The organism is Rhodococcus sp. P1Y (assembly GCF_003641205.1).
In the GTDB taxonomy this organism is placed as follows: Bacteria; Actinomycetota; Actinomycetes; order Mycobacteriales; family Mycobacteriaceae; genus Rhodococcoides.
This window is the reverse complement of sequence record NZ_CP032762.1, coordinates 5,061,000-5,079,850: the sequence shown is the minus strand read 5'-3', so window position 1 is coordinate 5,079,850 and position 18,851 is coordinate 5,061,000. Positions and strand designations below refer to the sequence as shown.

General features: G+C 60.7%; 10 protein-coding genes and 3 rRNA genes. 11 read left to right on the top strand and 2 right to left on the bottom strand.

The genetic code is table 11. The features are described from left to right. Positions 1 to 114 precede the first annotated feature (114 nt). The 8 genes from D8W71_RS23385 to rrf all read left to right on the top strand — a co-directional run bounded on the left by D8W71_RS23385 (position 115) and on the right by rrf (position 14,724). Complete coding sequence (locus D8W71_RS23385; protein ID WP_121119818.1) at positions 115 to 4,779, top strand: AAA domain-containing protein; 4,665 nt, start codon at positions 115 to 117, stop codon at positions 4,777 to 4,779. A 122-nt stretch (positions 4,780 to 4,901) separates the two neighbouring features. Further along, complete coding sequence (locus D8W71_RS23380) at positions 4,902 to 6,098, top strand: metallophosphoesterase (RefSeq protein WP_121117014.1); 1,197 nt, start codon at positions 4,902 to 4,904, stop codon at positions 6,096 to 6,098. 101 nt (positions 6,099 to 6,199) lie between these two features. Next, positions 6,200 to 7,003 carry a Cof-type HAD-IIB family hydrolase gene (locus D8W71_RS23375; protein ID WP_121117012.1) on the top strand — a complete coding sequence of 268 codons (804 nt, stop codon included), beginning with the start codon at positions 6,200 to 6,202 and terminating at the stop codon, positions 7,001 to 7,003. 46 nt (positions 7,004 to 7,049) lie between these two features. Continuing rightward, positions 7,050 to 7,589, top strand: coding sequence for an LpqN/LpqT family lipoprotein (locus tag D8W71_RS23370; RefSeq protein ID WP_121117009.1), 540 nt, complete (start codon positions 7,050 to 7,052; stop codon positions 7,587 to 7,589). Between the two features lie 60 nt (positions 7,590 to 7,649). After that, positions 7,650 to 9,005: a plasmid pRiA4b ORF-3 family protein gene (locus D8W71_RS23365; RefSeq protein ID WP_121119816.1), complete on the top strand. Its 1,356-nt coding sequence runs from the start codon at positions 7,650 to 7,652 to the stop codon at positions 9,003 to 9,005. A gap of 444 nt (positions 9,006 to 9,449) precedes the next feature. Beyond that, positions 9,450 to 10,967: ribosomal RNA gene (locus D8W71_RS23360) — 16S ribosomal RNA — on the top strand. A 340-nt stretch (positions 10,968 to 11,307) separates the two neighbouring features. After that, positions 11,308 to 14,466, top strand: a 23S ribosomal RNA gene (locus D8W71_RS23355). 141 nt (positions 14,467 to 14,607) lie between these two features. Then, positions 14,608 to 14,724, top strand: a 5S ribosomal RNA gene (gene rrf, locus D8W71_RS23350). Together the 16S, 23S and 5S rRNA genes form the textbook arrangement of a ribosomal RNA operon. A gap of 1,228 nt (positions 14,725 to 15,952) precedes the next feature. Here rrf and D8W71_RS23340 read toward each other — a convergent pair. Beyond that, entirely contained in the window at positions 15,953 to 16,252 is a 300-nt protein-coding gene (locus D8W71_RS23340) for a GNAT family N-acetyltransferase (protein ID WP_121117005.1), read from the bottom strand. Between the two features lie 134 nt (positions 16,253 to 16,386). Here D8W71_RS23340 and D8W71_RS23335 point away from each other — a divergent pair, with 134 nt between their 5' ends. Together D8W71_RS23335 and D8W71_RS23330 are read left to right on the top strand one after the other, a co-directional pair. After that, entirely contained in the window at positions 16,387 to 17,157 is a 771-nt protein-coding gene (locus D8W71_RS23335; protein ID WP_121117003.1) for a hypothetical protein, read from the top strand. Between the two features lie 196 nt (positions 17,158 to 17,353). After that, a complete protein-coding gene (locus tag D8W71_RS23330) occupies positions 17,354 to 17,716 on the top strand; it encodes a homoserine dehydrogenase (protein WP_236077586.1) in 363 nt (120 codons plus the stop codon). A 3-nt stretch (positions 17,717 to 17,719) separates the two neighbouring features. Here the strand turns inward: D8W71_RS23330 and D8W71_RS23325 are convergent, their stop codons facing one another. Further along, positions 17,720 to 18,085 (bottom strand): helix-turn-helix domain-containing protein, encoded by a 366-nt coding sequence (locus D8W71_RS23325; RefSeq protein ID WP_121117001.1) that lies wholly within the window; start codon positions 18,083 to 18,085, stop codon positions 17,720 to 17,722. A gap of 53 nt (positions 18,086 to 18,138) precedes the next feature. Between D8W71_RS23325 and D8W71_RS23320 the strand changes: the two genes are divergently transcribed. Next, entirely contained in the window at positions 18,139 to 18,807 is a 669-nt protein-coding gene (locus D8W71_RS23320) for an FMN-dependent NADH-azoreductase (RefSeq protein WP_121116999.1), read from the top strand. The last annotated feature ends 44 nt before the right edge of the window (positions 18,808 to 18,851 follow it).

The window sequence follows — 18,851 nt, the reverse complement described above, 5'->3', positions numbered from 1 at the left end:
CTCCCTGTTCGAGATGACCGTTCGAGTAGTTCAGAGGTAGTGGCAGTGTCGACTTCATCGGTACCAGCTCGTGACCACGTGGGCGGTCTCGGCTCGCAGAACGTCGAGGGCAGAGTGCTGCGGCTCCTCCAGTTCCTTCGAGAGGTCGTCACCGCGCGCACCGAACCGACCCTCGATTGCAACGATCACCTGCGGATTCAGTGGATCGATGACGAATCGGGCGTGGCGCACTTCGATCGCGGCGCTCGTCCCGGCGCGGTCGTGTTCAGGGCGGGGCGCGTGAAGGTCGACGAACCTCCTGAGCTGCCCGAATTGCTGCATGGACTCGTCGATCCTGCGATGGTCGCCGACAGCCGCTATCGTGCGCTCGACCTGAAGGAGCCGACCGAGTCGGGCGGGGATCCCGAGGACTCCGACGTCGATTTCGACGTGCGCAGGGCCTACGAGATCCGTCAGGCGTTCGCGGCCTACTCGGGCACGTGGCGCAAGTGGGCGGAAGCCGATCGAAAGCTCAGGCCGCAGGCGTCGCTGTACGAATCACTGCAGCTGATGATGCAGGAGCTGACCTCGAGGCCGGAATCGGTGGAAGTCGTCGTAGCGTCTGGATTGCTCGGTCTCGCCGGCTCGGAAACGACTGGACCAGTGCGAACGCACCTGCTGACCCAGAGCGCCACGATCGAACGCGATGTGCGGACCGGTGACCTGGTAGTTCGATTCGCCGCTCAATCCCTTCCCCGTTTGGAAGATTCGCGGCTGCTGGCCGGATTCGACAGTTTCGACGGTTCGCGCTCGGTGGCCCTCCAACAATCGCTGACGGAGCGCTTGACGTCGCCAGTCGCGCCCGCCGTAGCGTCGTTTTTCGGTGAATGGGCCAGAACTGCCCTTGGGGTAGAAGTCGACGTTCCCGACGGCCTCGACCGGCCTTCGAGTTTCGTCGTAGCCGCGGAGCCGACTCTGTCGTTCGCACCCGCCCTGGTCATGCGTACGCGCGATTCGTATGCGCTGCTCGAATACTACGAGCAGATGATCGCGGATCTCGGAGCCGACGGCGCGTCCGTTCCTCTCGGGCTGGCACAACTGGTCGAGCCCATCGAGCCGGCCGATCGGTTGGCCTGGTTGAAACGATCCGGTGCCGCGGACTCGAGTGAGCTCGCCGAGGATCCGATGTTTCCCCTTCCCGCCAATGCCGAACAATCGCAGATCGTGCACCGGCTCGGCCGAGACAGTGGTGTCGTGGTCGAGGGGCCTCCGGGTACCGGTAAGACGCACACCATTGCGAACTTGGTGTCTTCGCTCCTCGCCAGAGGGCAGCGAGTCCTGGTCACCAGTGAGAAGTCGCAGGCTCTCCGCGTGTTGCGAGACAAGCTTCCGCCGGAGCTTCAGGAGCTGTGCGTCTCGATCACCGACCTGTCCAAGGGCGGATCCGAGGAACTCAGTCGAAGTGTCGCGAGAATCGCCGACCGCAAGGCTGCGTACAACGATATCGACGACGCAGAGAAGATCGAGTCGCTGAGAGTACGCAGGACCGAGGCTGTCGCGAAGCGCGCAGCTCTGCTCGACGCCATCGCTGAGCTTCGGACGTCGGAAACCGTTGTACATCCCTATGTTTCGGACGGATTCGACGGCACTGCCGCAGCAGTCGTACGTAAGGTCGTAGCGCTGGAAGAGGCACACGAGTGGCTGCCGGGCCCCCTCTTCGGCGAGCGACCGCCGTTGAGTGGCACCGAGGTCGATCACCTTCGAAGGCTCATCGCGACAGCGCCGAAAGGACGCGAGGTGCGTACCCGTCAGGCGCTTCCCGCGCTCGACACGATGCTGCCGAACTCGGCCGAGCTGCGATCACTGTGCGAGCGTGCGAGCGCAACGGTGTCGACCAATTCCGAGCAGTCGACCCAGCTGGTCGAATTCCTGGGCGGAGTCGATCCTGCCGCTGCATTCGATATTCGGCGCCTGTGTGAAGAGTTGGACGCTCGGGTGCGCGAGGTGCAGGAACTGGACCCTGTGTACCTTCGGCTGACCGATTCGGTCCTGTCGGGCGAAGCCGCCCACCTGTGGTCGAGGGTGAGCGGAATCGTCTCCACGGTCGAGGTTGCTGCACAGTCCGATCGGTTCGTCGGGGCGCACGAAGTCGAGTGCTCGTCGACATCGAACGCAGCTCTGCGGGCCCTGGAATCCTTCGCGGTTGCCCTCGAGTCGGGACTCGAATGGAGGGGCCGCTTCCGCAAATCGGAACAGCAGAAGGCCGTCGAACAGCTCGAAATCGTTGCGATGGTCGACCGGACACCGGCCGCATCGGCTGCAGCGGTACGCCTGGTGACCGAGCATGTTCGTGCGCTCGACATAGTGCGTACCGCCGCCGTGCTGCTCGGTGATCTCGGCATCGCAGTTTCGGTAGATGGTTCGCGCTCGCACCAGGTCAACGACCTGCAGTCGGTGACGAGCAAGCTCGTCCGCGTGGCGGGTGCATTGCACGCACGTGACGCGCTGGTGGACCGACTCTACGCGGTGTCTCCGTCTGCGCCGTGGATCCGAAGTCTCGACGACGCAATGCAATTCGCAGGCGCGGCCGGGGCGATCGCGACGCGTATCGACGCGGATGTGGCACGCGGTGACCTGGAGAAGGTCCTCTACTCCGTTGCCGTGCAGGTCGACAGCGGACCCTCGCCGGAGGGCAATGCGTTGGTCGCTGCGCTCAGTGCCGCAGACGCGGATGCCGTTGCCGAGGCCTGCGAGAGCTACCAGCAAGCCTGCCAGGAGCAGAAGGATCAGCTGGATCAGGACGAGTTGTCGGCGCGGCTCGCCGAATCCGCCCCCGCGCTTCACGAACTGGTGGTCGACACTGCGGGGGATCCGGAGTGGGACGAACTGAGTTGGCAGATGTCCAAGGCGTGGGCTTGGCGTTCGGCTCGCGAGTGGGTGAGTCAGCAGCACCAGCCCGGCCTCGAGCACCGGCTCGAGGCCGAATTGAACGCTGCTGACGCGGACCTCGCGTTTCTGACTGCGAAGCTCGGTGCCGCGATGGCGTGGCGCGACTGCCTGGAACGAATGACGGCGGTGGAAGTGCGCGCCTTGCAGACGTATCGCGAACATATCTCTGCCATCGGCGGCGGTGCAGGCAAGTACGCCGAAACATTTCGCAGTGCTGCACGTTCGGCCATGCGCGATGCGCAGAGCGCGGTGCCTGCCTGGGTGATGCCCCTTCAGCAGGTGCTGGCCTCGGTCCCTCCGGTCGCGGACAGCTTCGACGTAGTGATCGTCGACGAGGCGAGCCAGGCCGACATCAGTAGCTTGTTCCTTCTGTATCTCGCGCCCCGCGTGATCGTCGTCGGCGACGATCGGCAGTGCGCACCGGCCGATGTTCCCCAGGCGGGCACGTTGGAGGACGTGTTCACCAGGCTCGATATGTATCTGCCCGATCTTCCCGAGCACGTTCGCGCAACGCTCACGCCTCGCTCGAGCCTGTTCTCCATGCTTCGCACAAGATTCGGTCAGGTCGTTCGACTACGCGAGCACTTCCGGTCGATGCCCGAGATCATCAACTGGTCCAGCCAGCAATTCTACGGCGACTCGCCCCTGGTGCCCGTACGCCAATTCGGCGCGGATCGACTACCGCCCCTGCGGCATACGTTCGTCCCCGACGCCACCGTGTCCGGCAAAGGTGCGTCGCTGGTCAACCGTGCCGAGGCATCGGCGATCGTCGGCCAGATCGTCAAGTGCCTCGCCGACCCTCAGTACGACGGCAAGACATTCGGGGTCGTCGTTCTGCAGGGAACTTCGCAGGTGGACGAGATCCGGAACGAACTGATCAAGCGCATCGGGATCGACCAATGGGAAGACCGCCGACTGCGCGTCGGAACGCCGCCGGATTTCCAGGGCGACGAGCGCAACGTCGTGCTTCTGTCGATGGTGGTGTCGCCGAGTCAGCCGTTCGTCGCATTGACGGCCAACCAATTCAAACGGCGCTTCAACGTGGCCGCTTCGAGGGCCCAGGATCAACTGTGGCTGTTCCATTCGGTGACCGTCGACAGGCTCAAGCGCTCCGATCTCCGAAATTCGCTACTCGGGTACATGACATCGGTGTCGCCCGCTCCCGCGGCACCCGCTCCGGTCGGAGTGGGCGTCGAAGTGAGGCGTGAGGAGTTCGCGACTCTGTTCGAGCAGCAGATTTTCGTAGATCTCCGCAATCGTGGCTATCACGTCAATCCCGGAGTCGAGATCAACAATCGCAGAATCGATCTGGTGGTCACCGGACAGACATCGAGATTGGCAGTGGAATGCGACGGGGACACCACGCTTGCCAGTCCGGAGCGGATGGTCGCCGACCTCATGCGGGAGCAGGAGCTCAAACGCTGCGGGTGGACGTTCTGGCGCGTCCGAGAGTCGGAGTACTACCTCGACCCGGAAGCCGCGATGAGCAGTTTGTGGTCCACGCTGTCGACGGCCGGTATCGAACCCGATTCGTTCACTGTCGAACCCGGGCCGTTTCGGCCGGAGGAGTGGACTCCGGTCGACCTGGATCCAACGCACTACGAGGCGGCATCCGAGGTGGCGTCGCCGGGTTCGGCTGTTGCGCGGACCGCAGCCGCGCCCGAAGACCCGTCGTCGAACGGTTGGCTCGGCTCGACGCAGCCGCGCGGCACGCTGGACCCGACACCGCCGGAGACGGAGGTTCCCACCGAGATGTGGACGATGCCGCCCGATGCAGACGGCGGATCGATCGTGTCGAAAGAATTGCCGGTCAATGGGTTTCACAACAAGGGTTCTGGCCGCGGGCGTTGACGCGGCCATCGGGTCGGTCGGCGCAACGGGTTCGTCGGTGCATCGGTGTAGAGGTTTCGCCGTCCGCGTATCTTGGTGTTGCCGCCTGTCCGGCGACGTCGATCGCTCGAAGAGGTCCGTTCATGTCAGAAACACGCTCGACTGAGGTCGACGACGCCCAGAGCCCACCTCGGGTGGGCCGTCGACTCGTCATCACGACCGTGGTTGCGCTGGTCGTCGTGCTCCTGTTCGGGGTTCCACTGTGGACCGTGTTCTTCGCCGGTTCGAACTGGCCACCCGGCGTGCGAATTGCCGGATGCATTCTGGTGATCGCGGCAGCTGTCACTCTGCCCTCGGCGATGTTCGCCGGTCACGCCAGGGGGAGCGACCGGGCAGCCCGAATCGCGGACTCTTTCCTCGGGGCCGTGTGGGTCTTCTTCGTGTGGAGCGCGATAGGTGCGGTACTCGGACTTCTATTGGGATTCTTCGGCTTCGAAGACCCGCTTCGGTCGCGGACCATCGCCGCCGCAGTGGTCGTCCTGGTTGTCGGGTTGCTGATGTGGGGTCACTACGAGGCAATGAAGGTCCCTCGTGTTGTCCAGAAGAATGTCTACTTGCCGCGCCTCGGCCAGGATCTGGACGGCCTGCGCGTGGTGATGATCACCGACACCCACTACGGGCCGATCGACCGAGCCGGGTGGTCGGCGAAGGTCGTGGCACGGGTCAACGAGCTCGATGCCGATGTTGCGTGCCACATCGGTGATCTCGCCGACGGATCAGTCGACAAGCGTCGCAATCAAGTCGAACCGTTGCGCGGCGTTCAGGCCAGATACGCGAAGGTCTACGTCACCGGAAATCACGAATATTTCGGTGAAGCGCAGGCGTGGTTGGATCACATGGAGTCGATCGGATGGACCGCGTTGCACAACAAACACATTGCGGTTCGACGCGGCAGCGACGCCATGATCTTCGCTGGAGTGGACGACCGCACTGCCGCTGGTTCCTCGGCCGACGGACACGGGGCGGATCTGGACCGTGCCCTGGCAGACGCAGATCCGGGCCTGCCGGTGTTTCTTCTTGCGCACCAACCGAAACAAATCGACGACGCAATTCGGCGCGGCGTCGATCTGCAAGTATCGGGGCATACCCACGGCGGTCAGATCTGGCCGTTCGAGTATCTCGTCCGGTTGGATCAGCCGACGGTGCACGGTCTGAGCGCGCATGGTGATCGCACGCAGCTCTACACCTCACGCGGAACAGGATTCTGGGGCCCACCGTTCCGGATTTTCGCGCCGAGCGAGATCACCGTGCTGACCCTCCGTGCGTCGACTGGACGCTGAGCAGGCGCGTAGATAATTTCGAGAGCGATTCCCGTCGTGACCCGACCGCTGCACGCGTCACCAGCCGAGGGCTGGCATCATCAGTCGGCGTGACCGTTCGTATGCTCGCCACCGACCTCGACGGCACTCTGCTGCGGTCCGACCGAACGATCTCGAGCAGGACCGCCGACGCAATGGCCTCGGCCCGCGATGCAGGTATCGAGGTCGTCTGGGCAACGGCTCGGGCTCGCCATTCCATCGACGAACTTGCGCGGTCCTGCGGATTCACCGGTAAGGCCATCGGCGCGAACGGGGCAGTCGTGCTCGACCTCGCCGATGGAACACCGGTCATCGCGCACACGACTGGGATCGATCATCTCGCCGTGGCGTCCGCGATCAGTCATGTGCGTGACGTGGTGCCGGGCGTCGTGTTCGCGACGGTCGGCCCGACCATGTTCGTTGCCGAGCATGAGTACGCTGCCCTGTGCGTGTTCGCAGATCATCACCGGCATCCGCACGAGATGCAGACCTCGGATGCCGTTCTCGCCGCGGAGCCGACGGTGAAAATCGTCGCCCGGCATCCCAGTATGCCGAGCGTCGAGCTCTATCGGACTGTGATGGCGGCCCGGATCGGTGGTGTCGAACTCACGCACTCCGGCGCGCCGTACATCGAAATGTCGGCAGCAGGTGTCTCGAAGGCAAGCGCGTTGGAGCGTCTCTCGCGTGAGCTGGACATCGAGCAGCGCGCAGTCGCGGCCGTCGGCGACGCGTACAACGACGTTCCCATGCTTCAGTGGGCCGGTACCGCGCTGGCCACGTCGAATGCGCTGCCTGAGATCAAAGCCATCGCACACCGAGTTCTCGACTCGAACGACGACGACGGCGTGGCGAAATACCTCGAAGAACTGGTTCGCAACATTCGCTGATGGCTTCGGGATCGATGTATCACCCAATACGAAAGGACCTTGCCCTATGGCCGATGATGCGGCACAGCAACCCGGTGACATGACCGTCGCCCAATATCTGGCTTCCAATCGAATCGACGTCGCTGCGCTGAACCGTGACGAAGCCGCGCGACTCGGCGTGGTCCTGACTGCCCCTGCCGGGTGGGAGGCGCTACCCGTTGATCGGTTTCCAGGGGCGACCGAGGTGTTGGTCGAAGAGGGATTGACGCAGAACGGTTTCACTCCGAATGCAGTTCTGCTCGTCGGGAAGCTTTCGGCAGCAGTCGATTCGGCGAAGCTGCTCGACTGCAGTTTCACCGACGCCCGGGCAATGCCGGGATGGACCGACGGTGGCCACAGCTCGGCGGATGTCGGTGGCTCGCCATCTCGCTTCATCCGAGGAACGTTCTCTACCGAGGGACTCGAACTCGCGGTCACCACGAGGTACGCGCTCGTTCGCGAGCTGTTTCTCGTGCAGCTGACGATCACGATCCTCGCTGAGCACCAGGACCGATTGTCCTTCGACATGGACACGATGAACGACGGTGTGATCGACATACGTTCGTGAGCGGACTGCCTTGCGGTGGACTCGGCCACCTCGGCTGGGTTTTTCACTACAGTCGACGGCATGCCGAATCGCAGCGGACGAGCACGGCACCTCACCCTTGTGCCGGACATACCGACCCTGACCGACGGCCCTGCCCGGTTCGACGACGAATACGTGGATGGCTTCGAAGTGCCGGCCGGCATCGTGCAACTCACGTTGGACGTGACGCTCTCGAGCGGCTTTCCAGCGGCGTGGCGGAGAATCAGGGTTCGATCGGATCTGCTGTTGCCGGAGTTCCACGCCATGATCCAGGCCGCGATGGGCTGGGGCGGTCGCGATCACTACCTCATCACCACGCACGCGGGATCGTCCGCGCACACTTTCTGCACTCCGTCGATGTTGGCTGTGGGTGAGGTAGGTCAGCTCGGATCGCATGTCAGGATCGACACGCTGTTGTCGTCCCCCGGCGACACCATCCAGTACCGATACGACCACTGGGTACACGTAATACGCGTGCAGTCGGTGGACACAGATGTCGACGACCTGAGGCCTGCCTGCTTGGACGGCGATCAGGTCTGCCCGCCGGAGGTGGGGTTCGAGCAACTCGCAGCGAACCCCCGTCCCAAGGAAGAGTCGCGCGAGACCACGATCGAAGCGGCAAGTCTGAGGCTGCGTCACGCATGGAGATCTCGATCGCCGGAGGCGGAAAGCGCGGCCGCGTCCCCAGCGGTCGCGACGTTGTTCCGGCGAGTTCTAGAACAACCAGTTCCGCACCTTCTGGATTTGTTGCCCAGATGCGAACTGACCATCGAAAGCTCCGTCGATCTACCCGTGGCACGCGTAGCCATGGCAAAGGTCGCGTGGTTTTTGCAGCTCGTAGGTAACCGCGGTGTTCGGCTGACCGACGACGGCCGGTTGCCTCCGCCGGTTGTGGAGGCAGTGCGCGACAACTTGGACTGGGGGATCGGTTGGGTGGGGAGCAGTGTCCGGGAGAGTGATCATCACCAAGCAACCGACCTCAGGGAAGCAGTCCGCAGTCTAGGGCTGGTGCGAGTTCTCAAGGGAACGCTCGTGTGCACCAAAGCCGGATCCCTTCTCGCCGACGACTCGATCGGCTTATGGCACCACTGCGCCGCGCGGCTCCCGCTGGGCAAGCAGGATTACGAGCTCGATTCAGGAACCCTGTATTTGGTGGCGCTCGCGGCTTCGGCGTCGGCCGAGCAGCGAGACGCAATGGTTGTCCAGACGATGAACGCTCTCGGATGGGGTGGTGGTGAGTGCAACGCTTTCGACACTCAAAAGCTGGCTCATCCAACGGTCGCGTTCCTCGACCTGATCGGTGCGCACGGTCCGCTCTTCTATCTCGGCGGAGGGGGAACGGACTCGCCGAGTTGGGCTCGACGGTTCGCCAGGGACGCTCTGCGGACAGTGAAGTGACTCTGACCAGGCGATTTGGAGTTGGGCGACTCGTCGCGTAACTTTTGTCGAGTCAGAGCGAGACGGACACCGACTCCAGCCGAGAGGCCGGAGACAACGAGGTTGTACGTCGGAGCGTGGCATGGTTTGTCCCCCAAGAGTCGGGCCTTGCGTCCGAGACCAAGCTGGGATAGGCTGGAACAGTTGCCCCGGGCACCTTGAGAACGTGTTTTTCTTGTGTGTTCGGTGTGTGCGTGTTCTTTGAGAACTCAACAGTGTGTCGATGAATGTCAGTGCCGAATGTTTTGGCGCTCATGCCTTTCGGGGTGTGAGCGTGTCGGCTGCGGTCCTTCTTCCCGTCGGATCGTATGTCGAAAAATTTAGTGCTAGTTGAGTTTTTTTGCTAGTGATGTGGACTTGATGTCATTTGACTGATTAGCAGCTTTGGTTGCGAATCTAGAGTCTTTTACGGAGAGTTTGATCCTGGCTCAGGACGAACGCTGGCGGCGTGCTTAACACATGCAAGTCGAGCGGTAAGGCCTTTCGGGGTACACGAGCGGCGAACGGGTGAGTAACACGTGGGTGATCTGCCCTGCACTCTGGGATAAGCCTGGGAAACTGGGTCTAATACCGGATATGACCGCATGATGCATGTTGTGTGGTGGAAAGCTTTTGTGGTGCAGGATGGGCCCGCGGCCTATCAGCTTGTTGGTGGGGTAATGGCCTACCAAGGCGACGACGGGTAGCCGACCTGAGAGGGTGACCGGCCACACTGGGACTGAGACACGGCCCAGACTCCTACGGGAGGCAGCAGTGGGGAATATTGCACAATGGGCGGAAGCCTGATGCAGCGACGCCGCGTGAGGGATGAAGGCCTTCGGGTTGTAAACCTCTTTCAGCAGGGACGAAGCGTGAGTGACGGTACCTGCAGAAGAAGCACCGGCTAACTACGTGCCAGCAGCCGCGGTAATACGTAGGGTGCGAGCGTTGTCCGGAATTACTGGGCGTAAAGAGTTCGTAGGCGGTTTGTCGCGTCGTTTGTGAAAACCCGGGGCTCAACTTCGGGCTTGCAGGCGATACGGGCAGACTTGAGTGTTTCAGGGGAGACTGGAATTCCTGGTGTAGCGGTGAAATGCGCAGATATCAGGAGGAACACCGGTGGCGAAGGCGGGTCTCTGGGAAACAACTGACGCTGAGGAACGAAAGCGTGGGTAGCAAACAGGATTAGATACCCTGGTAGTCCACGCCGTAAACGGTGGGCGCTAGGTGTGGGTTCCTTCCACGGGATCTGTGCCGTAGCTAACGCATTAAGCGCCCCGCCTGGGGAGTACGGCCGCAAGGCTAAAACTCAAAGGAATTGACGGGGGCCCGCACAAGCGGCGGAGCATGTGGATTAATTCGATGCAACGCGAAGAACCTTACCTGGGTTTGACATACACCGGAAAGCCGTAGAGATACGGCCCCCCTTGTGGTCGGTGTACAGGTGGTGCATGGCTGTCGTCAGCTCGTGTCGTGAGATGTTGGGTTAAGTCCCGCAACGAGCGCAACCCTTGTCTTATGTTGCCAGCGCGTTATGGCGGGGACTCGTAAGAGACTGCCGGGGTCAACTCGGAGGAAGGTGGGGACGACGTCAAGTCATCATGCCCCTTATGTCCAGGGCTTCACACATGCTACAATGGCCAGTACAGAGGGCTGCGAGACCGTGAGGTGGAGCGAATCCCTTAAAGCTGGTCTCAGTTCGGATCGGGGTCTGCAACTCGACCCCGTGAAGTCGGAGTCGCTAGTAATCGCAGATCAGCAACGCTGCGGTGAATACGTTCCCGGGCCTTGTACACACCGCCCGTCACGTCATGAAAGTCGGTAACACCCGAAGCCGGTGGCCTAACCCCTTGTGGGAGGGAGCCGTCGAAGGTGGGATCGGCGATTGGGACGAAGTCGTAACAAGGTAGCCGTACCGGAAGGTGCGGCTGGATCACCTCCTTTCTAAGGAGCCTCTTCGCTCGGATGCACTGCTGAACAGTCAGCAGATGATCCAGCGACAGAAACCGTTTAGATTCCATATGTGAATCTGCGGTGCTCACGGGTGGAACACTGACAACCAACCTTTTCATCGTGTGGCCGGCCCTAGCGTCGTCCATCGAATTGGTTATATCGGCATACTGTTGGGTCCTGAGAGAACACGCGAAAGCATGTTTCTTTCAAGGCAAGATAACGATTCTTTTCGAATGTCAGTCATACCGCATCTTCGGGTGGTCGTGGTGCTGATGGGAGTTCGGGGAGGGTGTGTTGTTTGAGAATTGCACAGTGGACGCGAGCATCTTTGTTGTAAGTAATGAAGAGCGTACGGTGGATGCCTTGGCACCAGGAGCCGATGAAGGACGTAGGAGGCTGCGATAAGCCTCGGGGAGCTGTCAACCGAGCTGTGATCCGAGGGTGTCCGAATGGGGAAACCCAGCACGAGTGATGTCGTGTTACCTGCACCTGAATATATAGGGTGTGTGGAGGGAACGTGGGGAAGTGAAACATCTCAGTACCCACAGGAAGAGAAAACAATTGTGATTCCGTGAGTAGTGGCGAGCGAAAGCGGAGGAGGCCAAACTTTGTGCGTGTGATACCCGGCAGGGGTTGCGTATGGAGGGTTGTGGGGTTTGCTTTGTCGATTCTGCCGGATCGGCCGACAGTTAGAAATCATGGTGTTAGTCGAAGTGGTCTGGAACGGCCTGTCGTAGAGGGTGAGAGTCCCGTAGACGAAAATACTGTGACTGTTGTAGTGGATACCCAAGTAGCAGCGGGCCCGTGAAATCTGCTGTGAATCTGTCGGGACCACCCGATAAGCCTGAATACTCCCTGGTGACCGATAGCGGACTAGTACCGTGAGGGAAAGGTGAAAAGTACCCCGGGAGGGGAGTGAAATAGTACCTGAAACCGTGCGCTTACAATCCGTCAAAGCCTTCGAGTGACTTGTCACTGGGGGTGATGGCGTGCCTTTTGAAGAATGAGCCTGCGAGTTAGTGGCATGTCGCGAGGTTAACCCGTGTGGGGTAGCCGTAGCGAAAGCGAGTCCGAATAGGGCGTATCACCGTTTGGTGTGTAGTGGCGTGTTCTAGACCCGAAGCGGAGTGATCTACCCATGGCCAGGTTGAAGCGACGGTAAGACGTCGTGGAGGACCGAACCCACTTAGGTTGAAAACTGAGGGGATGAGTTGTGGGTAGGGGTGAAAGGCCAATCAAACTCCGTGATAGCTGGTTCTCCCCGAAATGCATTTAGGTGCAGCGTCACGTGTTTCTCATCGGAGGTAGAGCTACTGGATGGTCTAGGGGGCTTACCGGCTTACCGAAATCAGCCAAACTCCGAATGCCGATGAGTGAGAGCGTGGCAGTGAGACTGCGGGCGATAAGGTTCGTAGTCGAGAGGGAAACAGCCCAGATCGCCAGCTAAGGTCCCTAAGCGTGTACTAAGTGGAAAAGGATGTGGGGTCGCGAAGACAACCAGGAGGTTGGCTTAGAAGCAGCCACCCTTGAAAGAGTGCGTAATAGCTCACTGGTCAAGTGATCCTGCGCCGACAATGTAGCGGGGCTCAAGTACACCACCGAAGCTGCGGCACTCACACAATAGCCCGCCTTTCTCTTGCGAGGGATTGGCCAGGTGTGTGGGTGGGTAGGGGAGCGTCGTGCAGCCGTGGAAGCATCGGGTGATCCAGGTGTGGAGGCTGTGCGAGTGAGAATGCAGGCATGAGTAGCGAAAGACGAGTGAGAAACTCGTCCGCCGAATGACCAAGGGTTCCTGGGCCAGGTTAATCCGCCCAGGGTGAGTCGGGACCTAAGACGAGGCCGACAGGCGTAGCCGATGGACAACGGGTTGATATTCCCGTACCCGTGTGAACGCGCCCATGGTGAATCAGTGATACTAACCACCCTGAATCTGCGTGACCGATCTCTTTCGAGAGTGAGGCGTGTGGTGGATGCGTGGGACCTGATCTGGTAGTAGCCAAGCGATGGGGTGACGCAGGAAGGTAGCTGGGCCAGTCAGTGGTTGTACTGGTGTAAGCCTGTAGGGCGAACGGTAGGCAAATCCGCCGTTCACATAAGCCTGAGAGGTGATGCGTAGCCGATTGAGGCGAATTCAGTGATCCTATGCTGCCGAGAAAAGCCTCTAGCGAGCTTTCACACGGCCCGTACCCCAAACCGACACAGGTGGTCAGGTAGAGAATACTAAGGCGATCGAGATAACTATGGTTAAGGAACTCGGCAAAATGCCCCCGTAACTTCGGGAGAAGGGGGACCTCGTCCGGTGATCACTCTTGCAGTGTGAGCTGGGTGGGGTCGCAGAGACCAGTGAGAAGCGACTGTTTACTAAAAACACAGGTCCGTGCGAAGTCGTAAGACGATGTATACGGACTGACGCCTGCCCGGTGCTGGAAGGTTAAGAGGACCGGTTAACTGCCCTTGTGGTGGTGAAGCTGAGAATTTAAGCCCCAGTAAACGGCGGTGGTAACTATAACCATCCTAAGGTAGCGAAATTCCTTGTCGGGTAAGTTCCGACCTGCACGAATGGCGTAACGACTTCTCAGCTGTCTCAACCATAGACTCGGCGAAATTGCATTACGAGTAAAGATGCTCGTTACGCGCGGCAGGACGAAAAGACCCCGGGACCTTCACTATAGCTTGGTATTGGTGTTCGGTTCGGTTTGTGTAGGATAGGTGGGAGACTGTGAAGCGGTGACGCCAGTTACTGTGGAGTCGTTGTTGAAATACCACTCTGATCGTATTGGATACCTCAACCTCGGACCATGATCTGGTTCAGGGACAGTGCCTGGTGGGTAGTTTAACTGGGGCGGTTGCCTCCTAAAATGTAACGGAGGCGCCCAAAGGTTCCCTCAGCCTGGTTGGCAATCAGGTGTCGAGTGCAAGTGCACAAGGGAGCTTGACTGTGAGACTGACAAGTCGAGCAGGGACGAAAGTCGGGACTAGTGATCCGGCACCGGCATGTGGAAGCGGTGTCGCTCAACGGATAAAAGGTACCCCGGGGATAACAGGCTGATCTTCCCCAAGAGTCCATATCGACGGGATGGTTTGGCACCTCGATGTCGGCTCGTCGCATCCTGGGGCTGGAGTAGGTCCCAAGGGTTGGGCTGTTCGCCCATTAAAGCGGCACGCGAGCTGGGTTTAGAACGTCGTGAGACAGTTCGGTCTCTATCCGCCGCGCGCGTAAGAAACTTGAGGAAGGCTGTCCCTAGTACGAGAGGACCGGGACGGACGAACCTCTGGTGTGCCAGTTGTTCCACCAGGAGCACCGCTGGTTAGCTACGTTCGGAAGGGATAACCGCTGAAAGCATCTAAGCGGGAAGCCTGTTCCAAGATGAGGTTTCTCACCCCCTCGAGGGGGTAAGGCCCCCGGCAGACCACCGGGTTGATAGGCCAGAACTGGAAGTCGGGTAACCGATGCAGGTGACTGGTACTAATAGGCCGAGGACTTACCACAAAGAAGCTACGCGTCCACTGTGCAATATCTGAAACAACACACGAAGTGTATTTTCGGTACACAACTAGATAGAACCAAGAACGAACACACAATCGTGTGTGTCTCCGACTTCGGTTCGCTCGTGACACTGTTTCACAGAGTTACGGCGGCCATAGCGGAGGGGAAACGCCCGGTCCCATTCCGAACCCGGAAGCTAAGCCCTCCAGCGCCGATGGTACTGCACTCGACAGGGTGTGGGAGAGTAGGACACCGCCGAACACATATTCCAGAACACCCCCGACCACCACGGTCGGGGGTGTTCTGCATTCCACACCTATCTCAGCGCCCCACAACACATTCCGTAGTCGACACTCCAACTGCGTGAACCTCCACCCCCCGGGGCATACGCCGCCCGCAGCCGAAACGACAGATCTACCCCCGGCGATGTACGCACACACACCCGCGACACCGCACAACACGCGGGTAAATCCGCCCACACACCCCGGGCCGTCGCCCAACGATGGATCTACGCCCACGATGTACGCCCACACCTCGCGCAACCGCACAACACGAGGGCACATCGCCCCGGACCACGGGCAACGGGCTGCCGCGGCACCCGACAACGAGCACACCGGGATACATCCGCCAAACCCTCCGGAACCGCAAGACCGTGAACCACAGACGCGGACCGACACGCCGGCGAAGACGCCCGCACACCCAGGCCAGATGATGTGCACCTACAACCGATCCCGTAACCCGGCCGCACAGACGCACACCTAGATGTCAGACGCTCACCTAGATGCCAGCACCTCACCGTGCACCTGACACTATGGCGTGCATCTCGAACACCTAGACCGTCGCCCACCACGGATCCACCCGTGAATGTGCACCCAGCACCCTCCCCAGCCCACATCACGAGGGTAAATCCACCCACACACCCCGGGCCGCCACCGAACGATAGATCTACTCCCACGATGTACGCCCACACCCCGCGAAACCGCACAACACGAGGGTAAATCCACAACCGACCACCCCAACCCCGAGCCCCAGCCGTACGGCACATTCGTTGCCGTCGAATACCAAGGCGTGCAATTAGTCTCGATGAAAAGGCTGATTCCGGTCAGGATTGCAATTTAATTCGGTGGCGCGGGGGAGCCGTCGTGCTGCATGATTCTCTCGTAACGGTACGGATCGAGCGAGAAGGGGTGGAACCTTTGGCAAATACATTCAATATGACTGTCGGGCTGCTACTTTCGCGATCCGATATTGTCGCCATAGTTCGATAGCGACGTCCATTCCGCTGTCGGTTTCACAGGTAGGCCGCATCCTTCGAGATGCGCCGATTCAGCCGTGGGTTCACGGTGCCAATTCAGGGAGAACTCGATGTATCTGTACGAGAACGTGATTCGTGATCACGAGATGAGGGTGGCCAAATCGCTCGAGCGGTACGGACGGAGGAAGGGCAAAGGCGTCGACAGTGTTGACGGCTACCGTCTGCTCGCCAGCGCTAGACGTGCGGTTCGGCGGAAGTAAGCAGGTCCCCGTACGCGGCTGCGTTCGTTTCGATGAACTCACGGACGAACCAGCACGACGGGACAACCGAGAGCCCTTTCCTACGTGTGTCGTCCAGCGCGTACTCGGTCAGTACTGCGGCTAGGCCCCGGCCGCGGTACTGACCGAGCGTGACGGTACGGAAGAAGTTTCGTCGACGGTCGATGTCGAAGTACTCCGAGATCACGGCTGAATCCCCGTCCGCGTACAGGACGAAACGGTGGCCGGCTGCGTCGTGCTCGGGTCGGATATCCACCCGTCGATTGTGCACGGTTCCTGTGGGTGGTGCTGGACCACTAGACTGGGGTCAGAACTCCGAGTCGTGCGCGTGCTACCCGTCGTAGGCACCTCTCTTCATCTGCACGGGTAGGCAGAATCTGAGGTAGCGCTGTGGAAGACGTATCGGAGCAAGGCATAAGGGCGTTCATTCGCGCGGTCGTGATGCACGGAGGACGTGCCGAACGGCTGACTACTTCGCGTCGTAATCCGGTGCAAGTGTGGGGTGTCGACGGGTCCAGTTGCATCGTCCGAGTCAGGTCCAAAGCTGCGGGCGATTGGAAAGCGCGCAGGCAAGACGAATCGTTGGCAACAGATGACACGGGGTCTCTGTACTGGGTATTCGTCGATATGGGTCAGAGTGAACCCGCCTTCTTCATGGTGTCCTCGGAGGAGATGGCAGCGGATATCAAGGGCGAAGTGGATCTCTGGGTTCAAGAATCGCCGTTGCGAACCCGCACGGGTCATCACGCTATCGCGCTTGGACGTGTTCAACACGGGCGTGACCGGTGGGCGCTTCTGGGGCTCAACGCGGACGCCGATCCGGCACTCGCCGAAGCGGCGCACTCGGCAGCATCGCACCGAGTGACCAAGGTCGTGCGCCGTACCGGCGCGAAGCGCGTGGCGCTCGTCGAAGAGGTCATAGACCTGCGGGTCCGTGTGGTCGCCGATTTCGACGGCTACCGGCTCAGCGCCAGATTCGATCCGGACAGCCAGCGTTTGGAGATCGTTCAGGGCCCGATGGAGGGCAGGCGATTCGAGGATCCCACCGAGGCCGCGAGCGCCGTCGCCACCCACATCAGTGGAGATGTCGAGGTTCTAGACGGGTGGAAATTCTGGGAGCTCGATACGCCCGAGCGGCAGTCTCTCGACACACTTCGCTAACTCCCAACCGAACCGATCGTTTTGTAGTGACTGGTCATAAGGATGTGCGAAACAGCGGATTGGGCAGGCTTCGCGTCATTATCGTGAACGAAGTTCCTGTTTCACACCGAATCTTCGACACCCCTCGCCGCGCTGGCGTCTCCGTCGACGTCAGCGCCTAGCACAACGTCGTCGACTCGATCCGATTGTTTCGACGATGACGGCGAGTGGCGTTGTCGACCAGGGAGAGGCCAGTTTCGTGGGGCATTCGTTCCGTTCACCGTCGCTGCACGCATCGCGCTTTGTCATTCTCGTCGCACAGTTCGTGGACAGGCGAGTCGCGGCTGATCACTTCTCGTCAGAGTTTCGTGAGCTCGAGCGAACCGATGCCGGCTATCTCGAAAGGGATGTGTCGATGATCGTCCGAAAGCTCTCGGTTGATGTCGGCGCCTATCGCGGAGATGTCAATCTGCTCGGCGTTGATTTCATCGACGGAGAGCAGCTCTGGAATGCCGCCGGCGCAGCGTTCCGCGATCTGCTCACGTTGCAGTCCGAGCTGTTGAGTCGATCGGCGGGCTGATTCTCAGCTCTTGAACTGTTCGCGGTGGCGGACGAGGTCCTCCAATCGGTAGCGCCGATGGGTGCCACGCATCTCGATACTGAGTTTTCCTGCGTCTGCCAGCTTCCGTACGTACGTATCGGACACACCAAGGATCTCGGCCGCCTGGGACGTCGTCAGGAGCTCGCCGACCGGGCCGATCGTCACTGCCGTTCCCGTAGCGAGTTGGCGCAACAGTTCGACCACAGCTCTCCTGGCCGATGCGTCGAGGTCCAGTTCTAATCCGTCGAGAGCAAGGGTCGGAACGCGCCCCTCCAATGCCGCAATCGACGACGTGACCCGTTGGGCATCGGGATGTGACAACGCCGAGGCAATGTAGCGGTGGTCCATGACGCCGACCCTACTGGGGATAGTGTGCAGTTACCCCCGTAGAAGGAGCACATGTGCCGCAGTTGCTGCATCTCGATTCGTCCGCCGACCTCGAAACTTCGGTGAGCAGAGCGGTCACCGCCCGTTTTTCCGATGTCTGGCATTCTCTCGGCGCCGATCACTCCGTGATCTATCGAGACCTCCACCGGAACCCGCCGCCGCACCTCCCGACGTCGGCCCTGCACTGGGCGCCTCATTTGCGCACACCAGGCGAGATCGCGCCGCCGGAAGCGGAGGCATTGCAGAAAGAACTGATCGACGAGCTGGTCTCGGCGGACGTCGTTCTCGTTGGTGCGCCGATGTACAACTGGTCGATCCCCTCCACGCTCAAAGCCTGGATCGACTACGTACACGTACCGGGGATCACCGTGCCGTTCGACGGCCCGACCCGGCCCGTGGAGGCCAAACCGGTCGTCGTGGTGTCGTCTCGGGGAAATCAGTACGGACCCGGAACGCCCGATTTCGGTGCCGACCACACTGTTGCGCAGCTCGAGCAGGTGCTGGGTACGGCGCTCGGTATGCAGGTGTTCGTCGTGACGATCGATCTGACGCTTGCTTCTCGTGTTCCGGCGCTGGCGTCGTCGATACCCGCCGCCGAAGCGAGCCTGGCCGAAGCTCACCTCGCAGTGACCGACCTCGCACAGCGTCTGGGTGCCGGCACCGGGAGTCCACAGCCCCGCTAGTGTCTGACGGTGCGCGCGTACGAGAATCGAAGTACTGGGCGCCA

Bases quoted from the DNA above. Each gene is read 5' to 3' on its own strand.
- D8W71_RS23380 (WP_121117014.1), top strand. From the start codon at position 4,902: ATGTCAGAAACACGCTCGACTGAGGTCGACGACGCCCAGAGCCCACCT.
- D8W71_RS23375 (WP_121117012.1), top strand. From the start codon at position 6,200: ATGCTCGCCACCGACCTCGACGGCACTCTGCTGCGGTCCGACCGAACG.
- D8W71_RS23370 (WP_121117009.1), top strand. From the start codon at position 7,050: ATGGCCGATGATGCGGCACAGCAACCCGGTGACATGACCGTCGCCCAA.
- D8W71_RS23365 (WP_121119816.1), top strand. From the start codon at position 7,650: ATGCCGAATCGCAGCGGACGAGCACGGCACCTCACCCTTGTGCCGGAC.
- D8W71_RS23330 (WP_236077586.1), top strand. From the start codon at position 17,354: ATGACGGCGAGTGGCGTTGTCGACCAGGGAGAGGCCAGTTTCGTGGGG.
- D8W71_RS23325 (WP_121117001.1), bottom strand. From the start codon at position 18,085: ATGGACCACCGCTACATTGCCTCGGCGTTGTCACATCCCGATGCCCAA.